At 70.5% G+C, this 19,732-nt stretch carries 21 protein-coding genes; 9 read left to right on the forward strand and 12 right to left on the reverse strand.

The genetic code is table 11. From position 1 onward, the window contains the following. Positions 1-285: 285 nt before the first annotated feature. A complete protein-coding gene (gene lpdA, locus ACZ5J1_RS12615) occupies positions 286-1,683 on the reverse strand; it encodes a dihydrolipoyl dehydrogenase (RefSeq protein ID WP_464559285.1) in 1,398 nt (465 codons plus the stop codon). Between the two features lie 9 nt (positions 1,684-1,692). Then, complete coding sequence (locus ACZ5J1_RS12620; RefSeq protein WP_464559287.1) at positions 1,693-2,658, reverse strand: nitroreductase family protein; 966 nt, start codon at positions 2,656-2,658, stop codon at positions 1,693-1,695. A gap of 46 nt (positions 2,659-2,704) precedes the next feature. Between ACZ5J1_RS12620 and ACZ5J1_RS12625 the strand changes: the two genes are divergently transcribed. From ACZ5J1_RS12625 to ACZ5J1_RS12635, 3 genes are read left to right on the forward strand one after another with little or no spacing between them, the layout of a single operon-like run. Next, positions 2,705-3,157, forward strand: coding sequence for a gamma-glutamylcyclotransferase family protein (locus ACZ5J1_RS12625; RefSeq protein ID WP_464559289.1), 453 nt, complete (start codon positions 2,705-2,707; stop codon positions 3,155-3,157). 17 nt (positions 3,158-3,174) lie between these two features. Then, positions 3,175-3,990 (forward strand): purine-nucleoside phosphorylase, encoded by an 816-nt coding sequence (locus ACZ5J1_RS12630; RefSeq protein WP_464559291.1) that lies wholly within the window; start codon positions 3,175-3,177, stop codon positions 3,988-3,990. 12 nt (positions 3,991-4,002) lie between these two features. After that, on the forward strand, positions 4,003-4,569 hold the full coding sequence (locus ACZ5J1_RS12635) for a TetR/AcrR family transcriptional regulator (RefSeq protein WP_464559293.1): 567 nt from the start codon (positions 4,003-4,005) through the stop codon (positions 4,567-4,569). 23 nt (positions 4,570-4,592) lie between these two features. On the opposite strand, the gene ACZ5J1_RS12640 is transcribed toward ACZ5J1_RS12635, so the two are convergent. From ACZ5J1_RS12640 to ACZ5J1_RS12665, 6 genes are all read right to left on the reverse strand, one after another. Beyond that, on the reverse strand, positions 4,593-5,993 hold the full coding sequence (locus ACZ5J1_RS12640) for an HtaA domain-containing protein (RefSeq protein WP_464559295.1): 1,401 nt from the start codon (positions 5,991-5,993) through the stop codon (positions 4,593-4,595). A gap of 69 nt (positions 5,994-6,062) precedes the next feature. Next, positions 6,063-7,262 carry a hypothetical protein gene (locus ACZ5J1_RS12645; RefSeq protein WP_464559297.1) on the reverse strand — a complete coding sequence of 400 codons (1,200 nt, stop codon included), beginning with the start codon at positions 7,260-7,262 and terminating at the stop codon, positions 6,063-6,065. Beyond that, entirely contained in the window at positions 7,252-8,340 is a 1,089-nt protein-coding gene (locus ACZ5J1_RS12650) for a hypothetical protein (protein WP_464559299.1), read from the reverse strand. Before ACZ5J1_RS12650 ends, ACZ5J1_RS12645 begins: the two co-directional genes overlap by 11 nt. Next, positions 8,337-9,107, reverse strand: coding sequence for a heme ABC transporter ATP-binding protein (locus ACZ5J1_RS12655; protein WP_464559301.1), 771 nt, complete (start codon positions 9,105-9,107; stop codon positions 8,337-8,339). Before ACZ5J1_RS12655 ends, ACZ5J1_RS12650 begins: the two co-directional genes overlap by 4 nt. Next, on the reverse strand, positions 9,107-10,204 hold the full coding sequence (locus ACZ5J1_RS12660; protein WP_464559303.1) for a FecCD family ABC transporter permease: 1,098 nt from the start codon (positions 10,202-10,204) through the stop codon (positions 9,107-9,109). The genes ACZ5J1_RS12655 and ACZ5J1_RS12660 overlap by 1 nt, the downstream gene beginning before the upstream one ends. Continuing rightward, positions 10,201-11,310, reverse strand: a complete 1,110-nt coding sequence (locus ACZ5J1_RS12665; protein ID WP_464559305.1) for a heme/hemin ABC transporter substrate-binding protein — start codon at positions 11,308-11,310, stop codon at positions 10,201-10,203. Before ACZ5J1_RS12665 ends, ACZ5J1_RS12660 begins: the two co-directional genes overlap by 4 nt. Before the next feature lie 168 nt (positions 11,311-11,478). Between ACZ5J1_RS12665 and ACZ5J1_RS12670 the strand changes: the two genes are divergently transcribed. From ACZ5J1_RS12670 to ACZ5J1_RS12680, 3 genes are read left to right on the forward strand one after another with little or no spacing between them, the layout of a single operon-like run. After that, positions 11,479-12,156 (forward strand): biliverdin-producing heme oxygenase, encoded by a 678-nt coding sequence (locus ACZ5J1_RS12670; protein ID WP_464559307.1) that lies wholly within the window; start codon positions 11,479-11,481, stop codon positions 12,154-12,156. A 27-nt stretch (positions 12,157-12,183) separates the two neighbouring features. Then, positions 12,184-12,858: a lysoplasmalogenase gene (locus tag ACZ5J1_RS12675; protein ID WP_464559309.1), complete on the forward strand. Its 675-nt coding sequence runs from the start codon at positions 12,184-12,186 to the stop codon at positions 12,856-12,858. Beyond that, positions 12,818-14,458, forward strand: coding sequence for a phospho-sugar mutase (locus ACZ5J1_RS12680; RefSeq protein WP_464559311.1), 1,641 nt, complete (start codon positions 12,818-12,820; stop codon positions 14,456-14,458). The genes ACZ5J1_RS12675 and ACZ5J1_RS12680 overlap by 41 nt, the downstream gene beginning before the upstream one ends. 14 nt (positions 14,459-14,472) lie before the next feature. On the opposite strand, the gene ACZ5J1_RS12685 is transcribed toward ACZ5J1_RS12680, so the two are convergent. Further along, a complete protein-coding gene (locus ACZ5J1_RS12685; protein WP_464559313.1) occupies positions 14,473-15,066 on the reverse strand; it encodes a hypothetical protein in 594 nt (197 codons plus the stop codon). A 78-nt stretch (positions 15,067-15,144) separates the two neighbouring features. Between ACZ5J1_RS12685 and deoC the strand changes: the two genes are divergently transcribed. Genes deoC through ACZ5J1_RS12700 form a run of 3 tightly spaced genes read left to right on the forward strand, consistent with a single transcriptional unit; the run spans position 15,145 to position 16,882 of the window. Continuing rightward, entirely contained in the window at positions 15,145-15,780 is a 636-nt protein-coding gene (gene deoC / locus ACZ5J1_RS12690) for a deoxyribose-phosphate aldolase (protein ID WP_464564792.1), read from the forward strand. Between the two features lie 8 nt (positions 15,781-15,788). Continuing rightward, a complete protein-coding gene (locus ACZ5J1_RS12695; RefSeq protein WP_464559315.1) occupies positions 15,789-16,391 on the forward strand; it encodes a uridine kinase family protein in 603 nt (200 codons plus the stop codon). A gap of 53 nt (positions 16,392-16,444) precedes the next feature. Continuing rightward, entirely contained in the window at positions 16,445-16,882 is a 438-nt protein-coding gene (locus ACZ5J1_RS12700; protein WP_464559317.1) for an SRPBCC family protein, read from the forward strand. A 14-nt stretch (positions 16,883-16,896) separates the two neighbouring features. Here ACZ5J1_RS12700 and ACZ5J1_RS12705 read toward each other — a convergent pair whose 3' ends face one another. From ACZ5J1_RS12705 to ACZ5J1_RS12715, 3 genes are read right to left on the reverse strand one after another with little or no spacing between them, the layout of a single operon-like run. Beyond that, the gene (locus ACZ5J1_RS12705; protein ID WP_464559319.1) at positions 16,897-17,973 is read right to left on the reverse strand and encodes an adenosine deaminase; all 1,077 of its coding nucleotides are present in this window, start codon (positions 17,971-17,973) and stop codon (positions 16,897-16,899) included. Continuing rightward, positions 17,970-19,259, reverse strand: coding sequence for a thymidine phosphorylase (locus ACZ5J1_RS12710; RefSeq protein ID WP_464559321.1), 1,290 nt, complete (start codon positions 19,257-19,259; stop codon positions 17,970-17,972). Before ACZ5J1_RS12710 ends, ACZ5J1_RS12705 begins: the two co-directional genes overlap by 4 nt. A 26-nt stretch (positions 19,260-19,285) precedes the next feature. Beyond that, a complete protein-coding gene (locus tag ACZ5J1_RS12715) occupies positions 19,286-19,690 on the reverse strand; it encodes a cytidine deaminase (protein WP_464564794.1) in 405 nt (134 codons plus the stop codon). Positions 19,691-19,732 lie beyond the last annotated feature (42 nt).

The following is a 19,732-nucleotide window of genomic DNA, read 5'->3' on the forward strand; positions in this document are numbered from 1 at the left end:
GTGGACGCGGGCACACCAGCCACGCTCGGGAGTCACGGTGGAGAAGGACGCCATCGACACGGTGTGGGGACTCCCAGCGGGCGCTGCCGATCATGCCCGGCAGCACTAGGGGTGTTGGACCAGACCGGTGAGACCACCGACGGTGCGATCCGGCCGGCGTCCAGGCGTGGTCCAACCGCCGTGGTCTAACACCCCTAGTCCTGAGCTGGTCTGGGAGAACCCACGGTGGAAAGAGCAACGGACCGCCCGCACCAAGTGCGGACGGCCCGTCAGAGAGCTCGATCGTCAGAGGTTGATCATGTGTCCAGCGATACCGTGGATCGCTTCCTTGACCGACTCGCCCAAGGTGGGGTGGGCGAAGACGTTGCGACCGACCTCGTCAGCGGTGAGGTCCCACTTCTGCGCCAGCGTGAGCACCGGCAGGAGCTCGGTCACGTCGGGGCCGATCATGGCGGCACCGATGATCTCGTTGTACTTGGCGTCGGCGATGATCTTGACGAAACCGACCGCCTCGCCCAGACCCTGGGCCTTGCCGTTGGCGGAGAACGGGAACGTCGCGGTCTTGACGTCGTACCCCTTGTCCTTCGCCTGCTGCTCGGAGTAGCCGAACGAGCCGATCTGCGGCTGGCAGTAGGTGGCACGCGGGATGAAGTCGATCTCGACCGGCATGGTCTCCTCGCCGGCGATGACCTCGGCGGCGACGATGCCCTGCGCCTCGGCGACGTGGGCCAGCATCATCTTGCCGGTGACGTCACCGATCGCGTAGACGTTCGCGACGTTGGTGCGGCCGTACTCGTCGGTGGCGATCGCGCCGCGGTCGGTGGTCGCGACGCCGGCAGCCTCGAGGCCGTAGCCGTCCAGGCGGGGCGCGAAGCCGAAGGCGGCCAGGAACTTGTCCGCCGTCAGGACCTGCTCCTCGCCACCGGCGGCCGGAGCGACGGTGACGGTGACGGACGAGCCGTTGTCGACGACGCTCTTGACCGCGGTCGAGAGCAGGACCTTGACGCCCAGCTTCTTGTAGTGCTTGAGCAGCTCCTTGGACACGTCGGCGTCCTCGGTCGGAACCATCCGGTCGGCGAACTCGACGATCGTGACGTCGACACCGAAGTTCTTGAGCACGTAGGCGAACTCGACGCCGATCGCGCCCGATCCACCGATGACGATCGAGCTCGGGAGCTGGTCGGTGAGGATCTGCTCCTCGTAGGTGACCACGTTCTGGGAGACGCTGACACCGGGCACGAGGCGGACGCTCGCACCCGTGGCCAGGATGAGGTTGTCGAAGGTGTAGGACGACACCGTGCCGTCGTGACCCTTCACGTCGATCCCGGTCGCGGAGGTGAGCGTGCCCCACCCGTCGATCTCGGTGATCTTGTTCTTCTTCATCAGGTAGTGGACACCCTTGACGATGCCGGCACTGACCTGGCGCGAGCGGGCGTGCGTCGGGCCGAACGACATCGTGGCGTCGCCCTCGATGCCGTACTTGGCCTTCTCGTGGGTGAGCGTGTGGGCCAGCTCAGCGTTCTTCAGCAGCGCCTTGGAGGGGATGCAGCCGACGTTGAGGCAGACACCGCCCCAGTACTTGTCTTCCACGACAGCCACGGTCTTGCCGAGCTGGGATGCGCGGATGGCGGCGACGTAGCCACCAGGGCCAGCACCGAGGACGAGAACATCGAAGTGGGTCACGACCCAAGCCTAATCGCGGCCCTCAACGCGCTGCGCATCGGTCGAGCCGAAGCGAAGGATCTCCCCCACCGGGCGGCGTGCGGAGCGGGCGACCCGGTGGCCCTCGCTGGGGTGGCCGGCCGCGATCAGCATCACCACGTTCTCGTGGTCGGCGATGCCCGTGCGGCGGCGCAGCTCGTTGCTGCCGCGGTTCCGGCGCGACCAGTTCAGCGGCACCGCGCCCAGGCCGAGACCGTGCAGGGCGAGCAGCAACGTCTGCGAGTACAGGCCCGCGTCGATCCAGCCCTGGTGCAGCTCGAGGGTGTGCTCGAAGGCGCGCAGGTCGTAGGTGACGATGAAGAGTCCGGGGACGGCCTCGGCGAAACCTGCCGAGCCGCGGTGCATCGACAGGATCCGAGCGATGTCCTCGGGAGCGTCGAAGTAGTGCACCCGCCAGCTCTGTCGGTTGCACACCGACGGTGCGTAGCCGGCCTGGCGGACCGCCTCCTCCACGAGCGCGCGGTCGACCGGAGTGCTGGCGAAGTCGCGGACGCTGTGCCGCGAGGTCAGGAACGTCGCGGCGTCGGCCGGATCCAGCGGGTTCGTCGGCAGCGAGTCACCGCGCGGCGCCACCTGCTCGTCGAGCAGGCCGGTCTCGTTCCACTTCGTCAGCGCCTCCAGGGCGCGCCGGGACTCCTCGACGAAGATCGCCTCGGTGTTCGCGTTCGGGTTCGCCATCGCACGCTCGAGCGCGGGGATGGAGCGCTGGCCGAAGGGACGCCGCGGATCCGGGAGCGAGAAGCCCTTCTCCACCCGGTGGTAGCTGCGGGTGGTCAGCGCGTCGAGCTGCATCCCCGAGAGCTCGCTCAGCCGGTCGACCCCACCCTCGGGCGGGATCGAGTACCGGAGGAAACGGTCGGCGTCGACCTGCGCCTCGCGGAGCAGGTCGTCCTGGAGGGAGAGTTGCTGATCGTCTCGTCGGCGGCGCCACCACATAACGGTCAAGGGTAGGGCCCGGCCGCGATTTCGTACGCTTCTCCTCGTGAGCCTGTACGCCGCCTATGGGACCAACCTGGACCCGACGCTGATGGGCGCCCGCTGCCCGCACTCCCCGCTGCAGACCACCGGGTGGGTGATGGGCTGGCGGCTCACGTTCGGAGGCGAGGAGCACGGCTGGGACGGCGCCCTGCCCACGATCGTCGAGGCACCCGGCGAACAGGTCTACGTGGCCCTGTACGACGTCACCCCGAGCGACGAGGCGGTGCTCGACCAGTGGGAGGCCACCGACACCGGGCTCTACCGCCGGACCAAGCTCCGGGTCTCGACCATGTCGGGCGACGAGCTGGCGTGGACCTACGTCCTCGACGCCTGGGAGGGTGGTCTCCCCTCGGCGCACCTGCTGAGCGTGATCGCCGACGCGGCCGAGGCGGCCGATGCGCCGGAGGACTACGTGACCGCCCTGCGCCATCGCCCCTGTCGCTCGACCGGGCTGTGAACGGGTACGGTCGGCACGTGACGGATCCGTACCAGCAGGCCACCGACGCCGCTGCGAAGCTCGCCTCCCTGACCGGTGTTCCTCAGCACGACATCGCTCTCGTTCTCGGCTCGGGATGGCTCCCCGCCGCTGCGAAGCTCGCCGAGGCCGGCGAGCTTGTCGCCGAGATCGACCGCTCCGAGCTGCCCGGCTTCACCGACGCGGCGGTCGCCGGCCACTCCGGCAAGATCCAGTCGATCCGGATCGCCGGTCCCGACGGCGACCTGCACGTCCTGGCGTTCCTGGCTCGCACCCACTTCTACGAGGGCAAGGGTGTCGAGGCGGTCGTCCACCCGATCCGTACGGCGGCCGCGGCCGGTGCCACCAAGCTGGTGCTGACCAACGGCTGCGGCGGACTGAACAAGGCGTGGTCCCCCGGTACCCCGGTGCTGATCAGCGACCACATCAACCTGACTGCGAGCTCTCCCCTGGCCGGCGCACGCTTCGTCGACCTCACCGACCTGTACTCCGCGCGCCTGCGTGGCATCGCCCGCGAGCTCGACCCGACCCTGGACGAGGGCGTCTACGTCCAGTTCACCGGGCCGCACTACGAGACCCCGGCCGAGGTCCGGATGGCCGGCATCCTCGGCGGCTCCCTGGTCGGCATGTCGACCGCGCTCGAGGCGATCGCCGCCCGCGAGGCAGGCATGGAGATCCTCGGCATCTCGCTGGTGACGAACCTGGCCGCCGGCATCTCCGATGCGCCGCTCTCCCACCAGGAGGTCATCGAGGCCGGCCGCGACGCCGCCACCCGGATGGGCGACCTGCTCTCCCGCATCGTCCCCCGGCTCTAGGCGTCGTACCGGATGCCACGTATCGATGCCGGCTCCGTGCCGGAGCATCGCAGCCAGGTCCAGGCACGCATCTTCGCCGCCTTCGCGGAGCTGATGGCCGAGAAGAGCTACGACGCGATCACGATGGCCCAGCTCGCCCAACGGGCGGGGCTCGGGCGGACCACGATCTACCACCACTTCCACGACAAGGAAGCGGTCGTGGTCGCGTTCGCCGGGCACGAGACGGCGCAGTACGTCGACCACCTGCAGGAGCACCTCGACGAGACCGACGACCCGCGGGCCCAGCTCCGGATCTACGTCCGCAACCACCTGGACTCGGGCGAGCAGTTCCACATGGGGCTCGGCCCCCAGCTGTACGGCGTCCTGCCGGCGTCCTCGCTGGAGGAGATCCGCGAGCACGTCACCGAGGTGGAACAGGTGCTGGCCCGAATCCTGCGCGCCGGTCAGGAGGCGGGCGTGTTCACCATCGAAGACCTGGACGCGACGATGCGCCTGGTGCACGCGTGCCTGAGCCCGCGGCACCTCCCGCCGGAGACGATCGAAGAGTTCGTCCTCCGGGCGGTCGGTGCCGCGGGCTGAGTGATCAGGCGATCAGACGCAGGTCACTTGACCTTGAGCTTGGTGATCGTCTTGCCGGCCTTCACGGTCGCGTTGCCCGCGTAGGTCGACGTGATCGTCCAGGTTCCCTTGCCGAGCTTCTTGGTCTGGGCCTTGGTGATCGCCAGGGCGCCGCGGCCGTTCTTCAGGGTCAGCGTCGCGTTGAGACCACGCTTGCCCTTCTTGATCACGACCTTGACCTTGCCGGTGGCCGTCGCACCCAGGTTGTAGGTGATCAGCGCCTTCTTGCCCGCCTTGAGCTTCGCGGCCGGCTTCGGGGTGAGGACGGGAGCCTTCTTGACGATCGGTGCGGTCGGCTGGGAGAGGAGCGCGCGGTTGAACACCAAGGGAGTCTCGGTGTCCTGGGCCGTCGTGTTGTGCGTGTGCGCCTGCCAGGTGTAGATCGAGTAGCTCTTCGTCTTGTCGAGCTTGTTCGTCGGAACTGTCAGTGCTTTGGTGAAGGCGTTGGCGGTGATGCTCGCCGACGGCACGAACGCCGACTGGGCGAACTGGCTCTGGCTCTCCTGCGAGGAGACGTCAGGCAGACCGCCGGACTCCGCGATTCCGACGTACACGCCGGCGTCGTTGAGACCCCCCGTACCCGCGACGAACCCAGTGCCCGTGACGGTGACCGCGAGGCCCTTCGCGAACGAGGACTGCGACGCGTCAACCGCGCTGGTGACGGTCCGCGGAAGCTGAGCCGTGAAAGCAGCCGGCGGCTTGTCCGCGTCAGAGCTCGACCCACTGGCGTAGAAGTGCGACCGCAGGCCAGCGTCCAAGTTCCCCAGGAACTCGGGCGCGAAGGACCCTCCATCGACGGGCTTCGGCTTCGGAGTGGCTCCGCTGGTGTTCCCCGTGATTCCCAGGGCGGTCGCCTCCGCGCTTCCGGGCTGGAGGACTCCGAGCCAGTCAGGCGTCGCGGTCAGTGCAGCATTGGTCCAGGCGCCAGCATTGAAGCCTGCGACCTTGACGCGCGTGCCGCCAGAGGTCGCGGTGCCGACACGGCTCGAGACGACTGCGGTCAGCGTCCCTCGGCCGGCCCCATCGGTGACCACGGCGGGATCGGCGATGGTGATCGTGTAATCGCCGAGCGAGAAGACTGCCGCAACGGAACCCTGGTAGGTCACCGAAGCCACGCCCGTCGCCGGGTCATAGCTTCCAGCGCCGTCGTGGAAGGTCACGACGCCGTCCTCGGCCTCCGTGGCCCCGTCAGCGACCTCGTGGGTCTTCAGGGAGAAGCCGGTGTCGAAGTATTTCGACACCTGCCACGTCAAGGTCGAACCCGGCGACGGCGTTGAGGTGGCGGCCTGCGCAGCTGGGGCCGGGGCGACGAATGCCAGTGCGCCAGCTCCGAGCGCGCCGGCCGCGAGGGCGGCGACGCGACGGCGCATCGTGGTGGTGGACATGGGTGTTTCCTCTCTTCGGGCCGGTATAAGCCGGCTTTCTCGGGATGGGGTGATGGTTCGTGCGCCGGGTCAGACCCGGGGGCGCCGCAAGGTCAGGAGCACCAGGGCGGCGGAGGCGATGAGCAGGACGGATCCCACCCACCAGGGCCAGCGCGGGGTCGACGTCGACGTCGTCGTCTCCGCACTGGTCAGGGCGAGCACGGTCGGGGCAGGGTGGACCGCCGGCGCGGCCACCGCGACAGCGGTCGGCGCACTGCTGGGCAGCAGCGCCACGGGCGGCGCGGGCAGCGGTGCAGCGGTGACGGTGACCTGGGTGGTGACCGTCGGTGTCGGTGCGGGGATCGCCGAGTTCGTCACCTTCACCGGTGACGACGGGGTCGGTGTCGGCGCGACGACCTCCTGGCTCTCGTCGTAGCTCACCGAGATCGGGAGGGCGACCTTGCCGGCGTCGATCGAGGACCCGCTCGAGTACCAGAACGAGCTCAGGCCGGTGCCGGCCTGGAAGTCGACGAACGACTGCGGGAACGCGCCCCAGTTCGCACCGGTGCGGACCTGCGCGGCGGCGCCCGAGGGCGTCGTGACGCTCACCCCGCGGTACGCCGGGTCGGCGGTGAACCCGTCGACATCGCTCAGGTCGATCGTGCCGAGGTCGGCCAGGGTGACGGGCGTCGACGGCAGCGGGAGCCACTGGCTGCTGTCGGTGCGCGAGGCCCCGAACCCGCTCAGCGTGGCGGTCAGGACCGCCTGCCGGTCCTCGACGGTGAGCACCGGATCGGTGACGTAGAAGTAGCTCTGACCCGAGTAGAAGACGACGCTGAACGAGCCGGTCCACCGGATCACGCCATCACCCTGGGCGAGGTCGACGGTGCCGCTGCCGCCGGAGAGGACGACCTGCTGGTCGCCCGCCGCGCCGTTGTTGACCCCGGCCCAGGTGGCGGCGGCGTACTTCCTCGTCGCCGTGGAGTACTGCTCGATCCGGACCTGGCCGCTGCGCGCCGACCAGTCGGCCTGGGCGACCTCGTGGGCCGCTCCGCGGTTGGGCAGCTTGCCGGCGGAGAAGAAGTTCCGGCCGAAGTACGCCGGGCTCGACGACTCGACGTTGAGGCCCCATCGCAGCACCGCCGCGTCGACGACCCGGGGGTCGGTCTCCGTGGGGTCGTCGGCCGCGGCGGCTGAGCCGAGCCCGAGGGCGCCGATCAGGAGCACGGCGAGGGCGAGGACGGCGGTGGTCGTGGCGGCTCCCAGGCCGCGGCGCAGGTCAGACCGCATCGGGAGCTCCGGCTCGGCGGCGGCCTCGCAGGCGCCGGACCAGGGTGAACGCGACCGCCCCGAGGACGGCGATGACCGCGAAGGCCAGGAAGACGTACGGCGCCGAGGAGTCGCTGGCCGCCGGCTCGACGTCGGCGGTCACCTCACCGGGCGCGACCGCGAAGTTCGCGCTGGCGCTGGCCGCCGAGGCGGCTCCGGTCATCCGCAGGACGTGGGTGCCGGCGGTGCTCTGCGCGGGCAGCTGGATCACGCCGGCGACCTCGCCGCTGGCGCCGACCGGGAGCGGCCCGACGCCCGCCATCCCGTCGTCGAACGTCACGTTGACCTGCTCGCCGGGCTGGAAGCCCTGGGCGGTGAAGGACAGCACGCGGCCAGCGACGGCGGTGGCCCGGTCGACGGCGAGGGTCGGCGTCGCCGAGGCGCGCGGAGCGCTGGTGGGAATCGCTGCCGCGGTCGGAGCCGTGCTGGCACCGGTCGTGGTCGGCGCTGCCGAGCTGCTCGCCGACGCCGCAGCCGACGGGGACGCACCCAGCGAGGCGAACCGCACCGGGGTGAAGGTCTCGTTGCGCGGGTTGACCACGCCGTGCGCGCCGATGGTGATCACGCCGCAGGTGACCTTGCGGCAGTCGACCGTGCGGGCCTTGCCGGAGCTGTCGACGGTCTGGAAGGTCGCCCCGGGGACCACGATGGTCGTCGACCAGGAGCCGTTGGCGGAGATCGTGCCGCCGTTGGCCGAGCCAGCGGTGTCGGAGCCGTTGAAGGCGACGAACTTCTCGAAGCCCTGGTTGTCCTTGTCCTGGCTGTCCGGGACGAAGAGGTAGTTCGTCCCGGAGACGCCACCCTTGCTCGGCTGCCAGGTGCCGGAGACGGTGCCGAACACCACGTAGACGCCGCCGTACCCGCCCTTGATCGGCTGGAACCCGCTGCCCTTGAGCCGGAGCGTGGTCGCGTAGGTCGGGTCGGCGACGGCGCGGCCGTCCTCGTTGGTCACCGTCACCCGGGACGCGGCGTGGGCCGGCCCTGCAAGTGAGACGGAGCCGAGGAGTGCAGCGGCCACGGCTGCGGCGATGAGCTTCACGCGAGCACCTCGAGTCGTTGGGGCACCACCAGGAGGCGTCCCTGGTGGGTGATCACGTCGACCGGGTGCTCGTAGACGCGCCCGATCAGCTCGGGGTCGAGGACGTCGGCCGGAGCACCGTCGGCGACGACCTTGCCGCCGGAGAGGACGCAGATCCGGTCGGCGTACGCCGCCGCGATGCTGAGGTCGTGCACGACCGCGACCACGGCGTCGCCGGCGACCGCCAGTTGACGCGCCTCGGCCAGGACCTGGTCCTGGTGGCGCAGGTCGAGGGCGGCGGTCGGCTCGTCGAGCAGGACCAGCGGCGTCTCCTGGGCGAGGATCCGGGAGAACGACGCCCGTGCCTTCTCCCCACCCGACAGGGTCGGGAAGATCCGCTCGGCCAACCCGAGCACGCCGGTGCGGTCCATCGAGGCCGCCACCACCCGGTCGTCGTCGTCCTCGCGAGCGGTGCGGGCCCAGGGGGCACGCCCCATCCGGACCACGTCGACGGCACGAAAGCCGAACGCGAGCCGCTGCTCCTGCGGGAGCACCGCCCGTCGGCGCGCGAGCTCGAGCGCCTTCCAGGCGGCCAGGTCGATCCCGTCGAGGGTGACCGCACCGGCGTCCGGGGTCAGGTCGCCGGCCATCACGCCGAGCAGGGTCGACTTGCCCGCGCCGTTGGGACCGACCAGCGCGACCAGCTCGCCGGCCTTGATCTCGAGGTCGACCCCGTCGAGGACGGGGCGTCCCCCCAGGGCGAGGGAGACCTGGTCGATGCGCAACATCAGGCCCACCCGCCAGCCGTCTTGCGGGTCCGGCGCAGCAGCCAGAAGAAGAACGGGGCACCGACGAGCGCGGTCAGCATGCCGATCGGCAGCTCCGCGTAGGGCACCGCGGTGCGGGCGACGGTGTCGGCGCAGAGCAGCAGCAGCGCGCCACCGAGGGCGCTGGCGGGGACCAGCACCCGGTGTCCGGGACCGACGACCATCCGGATCAGGTGCGGGATGACGAGGCCGACGAAGCCGATGATGCCGGCGAAGGAGACCGCGGCCGCGGTGAGCAGCGCGACCATCAGGATCGCGAACATCCGCAGTCGTTCGACGTCGATCCCGACGTGACGGGCGGCCCGGTCGCCGAGGGCGAGGACGTCGAGCTTGCGGGCGATCACCATCGCCCCGCCCACCCCGGCGACGAGGAACGGCGCCACCACCGCGACGTAGTCCCAGCGGGTCCCGTTGAGGCTGCCGAGCTGCCAGAAGATGATCTCCTCGCGGGCCTGGGTGTCGGCCAGGAAGATCATCAGCGCGAGGCCTGCGGCGCACAGCGCGTTGACCGCGATGCCGGTGAGCACCAGCGTGACCACCTCGGTGCGGCCGTCGGCGCGGGAGAGCAGGTAGACCGCGGCGGTGGTGACCAGACCACCGACGAACGCGAACAGCGGCACGGTCCAGGTGCCGACGAAGCTGAGCTGGAAGACGATCACGATCGCGGCCGCGAACGCCGCCCCGGTGGAGACGCCGACGACGCCCGGCTCGGCGAGCGGGTTGCCGAACACGCCCTGCATGACCGCTCCGGCCGTGCCGAGGGCGGCGCCGACGAGGACGGCGAGGACGATCCGCGGGAACCGGACGTTCCAGAGCGTGGCGTCGCCCAGCGGGTGGGTCGGCGCGGTGCCGATGTCGAGGCCGAGACGGTGCAGCACCGACCCGAGGACCTGGTCCGACGGGATGTCGAACTGGCCGCGACCGGCCGAGAAGACGATCAGGACCAGGAGGCCGATGCCGAGCCCGCCGAAGAGCAGCGTGACGCGGGCACGGCGGGCCCGGGGCAGCACACCGGTCGCTGCCGTCGTCCCTCCGAGCTCGAGGCTGGCGCTGCTCACGAAGCGGCCCGGGCCGATGCGGGGGCGTAGATCGCCACGGCGAGGGAGTTGAGCACCGCGGGGGTGCGCGGACCGAAACCGAGGATCGCGGCGTCGGACATGTCGACGATCCGCTGGTGCTGCCCGGCAGGGGTCTGGGCGAGGGCGGGCAGCTTCTCGAGCAGGCCGTCGACGCCGCCGACGGAGCTGAGTCCGTCGGTCATCATCAGGATCAGCTCGGGCGCGGCCGCGATGAGGCCCTCGTCGGTGACCGGCTTCATCCCGTTCCAGCCGATCTCCTTGCTGACGTCGTACCCGCCGAGGGCGTCGATCAGGGAGTCGGCGCCGGAGCCTTCACCGAACATGTAGTAGATGCCGGCCGTGCCACGGACGTAGAGGAACACCGTGCGCAGCTGGGTCTGCACGGTGCTCGGCGCGACCGCGGCGATCTCGGCGGTGGTGGCCTCGACCTGCTTCGTCGTCCGAGCGGCCAGCTGCACGCCGAGGTCGTGCACGCCGAGCGCGTCAGCGACCTGGGTGGTGAGGGAGGCGAGGTTGTCCAGGCTGCGGTGGGAGTCGACCACGACCACCGGGATGCCGGCATCACGCATCTGCAGCAGCACGTCCCACGGCCCGAGCGAGGTGTCGGTGATGATCACCGACGGGTTCAGCTCGAGGAGCTTCTCCGCGACCAGGTCGTGGCTGGTCGGGTTGGTCACCAGCGGCAGATCCTTCGCCTCGGCGAACTGGGTCGAGAGGTCGCGGCCGACGACCCGGTCACCCAGGCCGAGCTCGAAGACGGTCTGCGCGAGGGTGCCGTAGATGTCGAGCGCGAGGATGCGGCTGGCGTCCTTGACGGTCACCGAGGTGCCTTGGGCATCCTTCACGGTCGCCGGGAGCTCAGGCGTGGCGGAGTCGCTGATCGGGTCGATGGCGACGTCGCCGAGCACCGCGTGCGTGGCGCCCTCGTAGGCCTTCGGGTCGGCGATCACCGACGCCTCGGACAGCGGGACGGCAGTCCCCGAGTCGGCCTCGCCACGCGATTCGGGCAATGACCCGCACGCGGTCAGCAACAGAACCATTCCGAGCCCGGCCCACTTCAGACCCTGCTGGCGCACCCGATCCACGGTTCCTCGTCCCTGATGTACTTCACGACTTCACGATGATGACTTAGGTTATCCTAAGCAAAGAAAGGTTAGCCTTTCCAACCAGGCCACCTTGTCAACGATCTGACAGTGTGTCAACATCATCTCGACACCTTGTCAGCAAAATCGAACTCTCCCGGAGGCACCCTCATGACCGCTCCCCAGACCGACGAGCGCCCGGCGACCCAGGCGGCGTCCCTCTCGGCAGCGATGCGCGAGGGCTCGATGGCCGAGCACGAGGCCGCCGAGCACTCCCCGTTCTTCGAGGAGCTGCTGGCCGGTCGGGTCAAGGAAGCCGGCTACGCCGCCTACCTGCAGCGCCTCCTCCCGGTCTACGAGGCCCTCGAGGAGACCGCCCGCGCCCTGGCCGACGACCCGGCCGTGGCCGCCGTCAGTGACCAGGCCCTGGAGCGGCTCGACAAGCTCCGTGACGACCTGGCGTTCTGGGCGCCCGACGGCGTGAGCGTCGACTCACCGGCCGCGACGGCGTACGCCGCCCGGATCCGCGAGGCCGCCGCGACCTGGGCCCCGCTCTTCGTGGCGCACCACTACACCCGCTACCTCGGCGACCTCTCCGGCGGCCAGGCGATCGGTCGCCTGATGACGCGTCACTTCGAGCTCGAGCCCGGCGTCGGCGTGGCGTTCTACGACTTCGACCAGATCGAGAAGCCGAAGATCTACAAGGACGGCTACCGTGCCCGTCTCGACGGCCTCGGCCTGGACGAGTCCGAGACCGCCCGCGTCGTGGACGAGGTCCGACTGGCGTTCAACCTCAACCAGGCGATCTTCGTCGAGCTCGGCGCGCAGCTGGGCGACTTCGCCCGCTGAGGCTGCGCGTCGCCTAGGTTGGCGGACGTGTTTCCGCGTCCCCTGCTGCTGCTCCCGTTCGCAGCACTGACCGTTGCCCACTTGACCGCTGAGGCGCTCGACCAACCGACCGCGGCCCGGCTGACGCAGATCCTGCTGATGCCGGCGCTCGCGTGCTGGTTCGCCGCGGTCACCTCGACGTCGGCGCGGTCCCGGCTGCGGACGTTGACGCTGTGGGCGCTGGCGTTCTCGTGCGCCGGTGACACCCTCCCGGCCCTGGTCCCCGACGACGCCCACCTGGGCGCGCTGATCGGCTGCTTCATGGTCGCGCAGGGGTTCTACATCGCCGCGTTCTGGCCGCTGCGGGCCGAGGCCGCGCGACGGTGGCTGCCGGCGTACGTCGTCGCCTGGCTCGGGCTGGAGGCCCTCCTGCTCCCCGGCGCGGGCGTGCTGATCCCCGCGGTGCTGCTCTACGGCGGGCTGCTCGCCTCGATGGCGTTCCTGGCCACCGGGGTGCATCCGGCCAGCACTGTCGGCGGTGCAATCTTCATGGCCAGTGATCTCCTGATCGCGCTCGACGCCTTCGACGTCTGGACCCAGCCGGGGCATGACCTCTGGGTGATGGCCACGTACTGTCTTGCTCAGTTGCTTCTCATCGTCGGCGTCGCTCGGAGGTTGTCCCGTGTCGGATCTGATCACCCAAGCCCGAGCCTGGCTCGCTGAGGACCCCGACCCGGCCACCCGGGCCGAGCTCGAGGCCGTCGTCGAGCGGGTCGAGGCCGGCGATGCCGCGGCGTCGGCCGACCTGGCGGACCGGTTCGCCGGCACCCTGGAGTTCGGCACCGCCGGGCTGCGTGGCGCCCTCGGCGCCGGCCCCAACCGGATGAACCGCGTCGTCGTGCTGCGCGCCGCCGCCGGGCTGGCCGCCTACCTCACCGCGAGCGGCGCGACGGGTCCGGTCGTGATCGGGTACGACGCCCGCTACAACTCCGACGTCTTCGCCCGCGACACCGCCGAGGTGATGACCGGCGCCGGCCTGCCCGCGCTGCTGATGCCGCGCACCATGCCGACCCCCGTGCTGGCCGGGTCGATCCTGCCGCTCGGTGCGTCGGCCGGCGTGATGGTGACGGCCAGCCACAACCCTCCCCAGGACAACGGCTACAAGGTCTACCTCGGCGACGGATCCCAGATCGTGCCGCCCGCCGACACCGACATCGCGGCCCACATCGCCGCCGTCGGAGCACTCGCCGACATTCCGCGCGGCGACGGTGGCGAGGTGGTCGACGAGCAGGTCTGGCTCGACTACATCGCGACCGCGGCCGACGTCGTCCCCGACGGCTCGCCCCGCGACCTCAAGATCGTCTACACCGCCATGCACGGCGTGGGCCTGGAGACGATGCAGGCCGTCTTCACCCGCGCCGGTTTCACCGAGGTCGAGGTCGTGGTCGAGCAGGCCCACCCGGACCCCGACTTCCCCACCGTGGCGTTCCCGAACCCGGAGGAACCGGGGGCGATGGACCTGGCGCTCGCACTCGCTGCCCGCTCCGGCGTCGACCTGGTGGTGGCCAACGACCCCGACGCCGACCGGTGTGCCGCCGCGATCCCCGATCCGACGACCGGTGAGTGGCGGATGCTGCGCGGCGACGAGGTCGGGGCACTGCTCGGTCACGACCTGCTCAGCCGCGGTGTGGAGGGAATCTACGCCAACTCGATCGTCTCCTCGTCCCTGCTCGGCGTGATGGCCCGCGCTACCGGGAAGCCGTTCGTCGAGACCCTGACCGGGTTCAAGTGGATCGGGCGCCTCGACGGGCTCGCCTTCGGCTACGAGGAGGCGCTCGGCTACTGCGTCGACCCGGCCCACGTCCGGGACAAGGACGGGGTCAGCGCGGTGCTGCTGCTCTGCGACCTCGCCGCCCGGCTCAAGGCCGCCGGCTCCTCGCTGGCCCAGCGGCTGGAGGAGATCGCCGGACAGTACGGCGTCTTCGCCACCGACCAGCTCTCGGTCCGGGTCAGCGACCTGTCCCTGATCAGCGACGCGATGGCCCGGCTGCGGGCGAATCCGCCGGTCACGCTCGCCGGACGGGCGATCACCCTGAACGAGGACCTCAGTGCCGGCACGGTCGACCTGCCCCCGACCGACGGGCTGCGCTACCGCCTCGACGGCGCCCGCGTGATCGTGCGTCCGAGCGGCACCGAGCCGAAGCTGAAGTGCTACCTCGAAGTGGTCGTCCCCGTCACCGGCACGGTCGCCGAGGCCCGCGCGGTGGCGGCCGACGACCTGGCCGCCCTCAAGCTGGCGATGAAGGAAGCTCTCGGCCTCTAGATCAGCCGGGTCGCCTAGATCAGCGCAAGCGTCAGGATCGACACCGCGAGGACCGCGAGGCAGGCGAACTCCGGCCACGCCGGGGTGACCACGACCTCGGTCGGACCGACCGGTTCGGCGCCGCGCTCGGCTCGCAGCGCGGCGGTGCGCCGGGCATCGGCGACCCGCGACCGGATCAGCTCCTCCTGGTGGTCGACGCCCGGATTGGGTCGCGCCACCTCGCCCGGACGGACCCGGACCTCACGCAGGGGACGACCGATCGCCGGGTTGGTGAACCGTCGCTCCCCCACCTGGACGACCACCAGCTGTCGGATCACGACCGAGGTGATCTGTGCCAGCGGGATCACGGCCGTGCCGCCCATGCCGCGCAGCACGAGCACCTCGGCCCCCATCCCGGCGCGGGGACGCAGCAGCACCATCCAGGAGACCAGCGCGATCAGCAGACCGAGAGGGATCCAGATCGGTGCGCCGGCGATCACGGCCAGCACCGCCGCGGCCAGGCCGGTGCCGACCCCGAGCCAGCCGGTGATCGTCCCGCTGGTAGCGGCGAGCCACTCGATCCCCGGCCCCGCGGTCGGCGTGAGCCGGTTCGCGCCTTCGTCTCCCATGCCACGGAACCTTAGAGTGTGGGGGTGACTGAGTCTGCTTCCCCGACCGCCGACCTGACCGCCGCCCAGGTGGCCCGGATGATCGACCACACCCTGCTCAAGCCCGAGGCCACCAGCGCCGACGTCGAGGCCCTCATCGCCGAGGCCGCCGACCTGGGCACCTTCAGCGTCTGCGTCTCCCCGTCGATGCTGCCGATCACCGTTCCCGAGGGGCTCAAGGTCGCCGTGGTCTGCGGTTTCCCGAGCGGGAAGCACACCAGCGCGGTCAAGGCCGCCGAGGCGGCCGAGTCGGTCCGGCTCGGTGCCGACGAGATCGACATGGTGATCGACGTCGGTGCCGCCAAGGAGGGTGACTTCGCCGGTGTCCAGGCCGACATCGCCGCCGTCCGGGCAGCGGCCCCCGCCCCCACCGTGCTCAAGGTGATCATCGAGTCCTCCGCGCTGACCGACGACGAGATCGTGGGCGTCTGCCTGGCCGCCGAGGCTGCGGGCGCCGACTTCGTGAAGACCTCCACCGGCTTCCACCCGACCGGCGGCGCGACCGTGCACGCCGTCGCGTTGATGCACGCCACCGTCCCCCACCTGCAGGTGAAGGCCTCGGGCGGTGTCCGCACCCTCGAGCAGGCCCGCGAGATGGCGGCCGCCGGTGCGACCCGTCTCGGTGTCTCCGGTTCGCGGGCCCTGCTGGCGGGCGATTCCGCCACCGGCTACTGACCTGACCCATGCCTCGCGTCATCATCCTGGCCGGGCCGTCCGGGGCCGGGAAGTCCCGTCTGGCCGAACGGCTGGGCCTGCCGATCCTGCGGTTGGACGACTTCTACAAGGACGGCTCCGACCCCACCGTGCCGCACATCGCCGACGGCCCGAACCAGGGCATCATCGACTGGGACCACATCGACTCCTGGCACCACCGCGATGCGCTGCGGACGCTGGTCGAGCTGTGCGAGACCGGCCGGGCCGACGTACCGATCTATGAGCTGGCCAAGGACGGGCGGACCGGTCACCGGCTGCTCGACCTCGGCGACTCGGACCTGTTCGTCGCCGAGGGGATCTTCGCCCAGAACATCGTCGCCGACTGCGAGGCGACCGGGATCCTGGCCGCCGCGTACTGCGTCACCCAGCGCCCGATCGTGACGTTCTGGCGGCGGCTCGTGCGCGATCTCCGGGAGCGGCGCAAGGCCCCGAGCGTGCTGGTCCGGCGGGGGTACGCGCTGATGCGGGTCCAGGGTGACGTGGTCGCGCGCGCCGAGGCGATGGGGTGCACGGTGGTCAGCCCGAAGCAGGGCTACGCCGAGATCCAGCACCTGCTGCACGCCCCGGCGTGACCGAGCCCGTGACTGTGCCCGTGACCGAGCCCGCCGCGCGACGTTAGATCGACGTGCCCACCATCCACGTGACCACGGAGTGCGCGGCCCCGGTCGAGCAGGTCTTCGCCTACATCTCGGACTACCGCACCACCCCGGACTGGTTCTACGGCGTGAAGTCGTGGGAGCCGCTGACCGAGGAGACCCGCGGCGTCGGCGCGCAGTTCGAGGCGGCGGTCCACCTCGGCCTGACGATCAGGTCGACGGTCGAGCTCCAGGAGTACGTCGAGAACGAGCTGATGGTGATCACCTCGATCGCCGGCTTCCCCAACCGCTCCCGCTGGCAGTTCCGCAGCGCTGACGCTGCCGACGCCACCACGGTGGACTGCGAGTTCAGCTACGACTTCCCCGGCGGCCTCGCTGGCAAGGCGATGGCCAAGGTCGTCGAACCGGTCGTGAAGATCGCCGTCGCGCACACCACCAAGGAGTTCGCCCGCCGCGCGGTCGGCTGATCCCTTTCGCCGCGTTAGCTCCGGGCCTGGTCGTACCCCGGCAGGATGACCTCTTGGATCAGCGAGATCTTGTCCGGGAGCGGCAGGAACGCGGCCTGCATCGCGTTGAGCGTGAACATCTCGAGGTCGTCGAGGTCGTAGCCGAACGCCTCGACCAGCTTGAACGTCTCCTCCGAGGCGCTGGTGTTGCTCATCAGCCGGTTGTCGGAGTTGATCGTCACGGTGAAGCCCTCGTCGGCCAGCAGCCCGAACGGGTGATCGGCGATCGTCGCCGCGATGCCGGTCTGCAGGTTGGAGGTCGGGGCGACCTCGAGCGGGATCTGCCGATCCCGGACGTACGTCGCCAGCGGACCGAGCACCACCTCGGTGTTGCCCTCGCCGTCGTCCTCGAACGTGATGTCGTCGACGATCCGCACGCCGTGGCCCAGTCGCTCCGCTCCCATCAGCAGCGCGTCCGCGATGGAGTCGAGTCCGTCGCCCTCACCGGCGTGGATGGTCAGCCGCGCGCAGCCGCGTCGGACTACGTCGATGGCGTCGGCATGGGCCGACGCCGGGAACCCGGCCTCGGGCCCGGCGAAGTCGAAGCCCACGACGCCGTACCCGGCGAAGTCGACGACCGCCTCGGCGGCCTCCATCGCGTGCTCGGTGTGCCGCAACGAGCAGAGCAGCTGGCGCACCACGATCGGCAGCCGGGAGCAGGCCTCGTCGATGCCGGCCTGGACCGCGGCGACGACCTGGTCGATCTCCAGTCCCCCGGCGGTGTTGAGCTCCGGGGCGTAGCGCAGCTCGGCGTAGACGACGCCGTCCTCGGCCAGGTCCTCCACGGCCTCCCGCGCCACCCGGGCCAGGTGCTCCGGGGTCTGCATCACGGCGACGGTGTGGACGAACGTCTCGAGGTAGAGCTCCAGGGAGCCCGAGTCGGCGCTCTCGTGGAACCAGCGCGCGAGGTCCTCGACGGTGTCCGCCGGCAGCTCGTGCCCGATCTCGGCGGAGAGCTCCAGCACGGTCTCCGGACGCAGCCCGCCGTCGAGGTGCTCGTGCAGCACCACCTTGGGCAGGGTGCGGATCGTGTCGAGCGAAAGGTCGGTCATGCGTGGATTCTGTCGATCACCAGCGGGTCCGGCGAAAACGCCGTGCCTGCGGGAGCGATGTCGAAGCCGCCCTCCAGCGAGGCCAGGGCGCGTTCGAAGCGCTCCGGCTCGTCGGCGTGCAGCGTCAGCAGCGGCGCACCGGCCACGACCGAGTCGCCGGGGCGGGCGTGCCAGACCACACCGGCACCGGCGGAGACCGGGTCCTCCTTGCGGGCGCGACCGGCGCCGAGACGCCAGGCGGCCAGGCCGACCGCCATCGCGTCGAGCCGAGTCAGCACCCCACTGGCCGGGGCGGTCACGACGTGCTGCTCCCGCGCGACCGGCAGCACGGCAGCGGGGTCGCCGCCCTGAGCGCTGATCATCGCCCGCCACGCATCCATCGCCGACCCGTCGGCGAGCTTGTCGGCGGGGTCGACGTCGGTGACGCCGGCGCCCAGCAGCATCTCGCGGGCCAGGGCGAGGGTCAGCTCGACCACGTCGGCGGGACCGCCACCGGCGAGCACCTCGACCGACTCGGTCACCTCCAGCCCGTTGCCGGCGGTCAGCCCCAACGGCGTGTTCATGTCGGTGAGCAGCGCGACGGTGTGCACCCCGGCGTCGGTGCCGAGGTCGACCATCGTGCGGGCGAGCTCACGGGCGTCGTCGACGTTCTTCATGAAAGCGCCGGAGCCAACCTTGACGTCGAGCACCAGCGCACCGGTGCCCTCGGCGATCTTCTTGCTCATGATCGAGCTCGCGATCAGCGGGATCGCCTCCACGGTGCCGGTGACGTCACGCAGCGCGTAGAGCTTCTTGTCGGCCGGAGCCAGGCCGGTGCCGGCGGCGCAGATCACGGCGCCGACGTCCTCCAGCTGTCGCATCATCTCCTCGTTGGAGAGTGCCGCCCGCCAGCCGGGGATGGACTCCAGCTTGTCCAGCGTCCCACCGGTGTGACCGAGTCCACGGCCCGAGAGCTGCGGCACGGCGACACCGCAGGCGGCCACCAAGGGAGCCAGCGGCAAGGTGATCTTGTCCCCCACCCCGCCGGTGGAGTGCTTGTCGGCCGTGGGACGCGACAGGGCGGAGAAGTCCATCCGCACGCCGGTGCCGATCATCGCCGCGGTCCACCGGGCGATCTCGCGGCGGTTCATCCCGTTGAGCAGGATCGCCATCGCCAGGGCGGACATCTGCTCCTCGGCGACCACGCCGTCGGTGTAGTTCCGGATCACCCAGTCGATCTGGCTGTCGCTCAGCTCGCCGCGATCCCGCTTGGCGAGGATGACCTCGACCGCATCATGGTTGCTCATTCGTCGTTCTCCCCGTTCGCCGTTTCTCAGATATCCAGGTCCTCGGGACCGAACGCATCGGGCAGGACCTCACTCATCGGCCGCACCCCGGAGACGGTCCACAGCAGCAACGAGGGACCGCCGTTCTCCCACAGCAGCTGGCGGCAGCGACCGCACGGCATGATCACCTCGCCGAGACCGTTGACGCACACGACGTGGGTCAGCTTCCCGCCCCCAGTGATGTGCAGCTGGCTGACCAGGCCGCACTCGGCGCACAGCGTGACGCCGTACCCGGCGTTCTCGACGTTGCAGCCCTGCAGCACCCGGCCGTCGGCGGTCACCCCCGCCACGCCGACCGCATAGTTCGAGTACGGCGCGTAGGCGTGCGTCGCCGCCTCGACCGCCTTGGCCTTGAGTCCGTCCCAATCGAAGTCCGCGCCGGCGTCCACCATGTGATCCACAGTGACAGCGTTGTTACGGCGTGGACAAGTACA

The organism is Nocardioides sp. JCM 18999 (assembly GCF_055391175.1).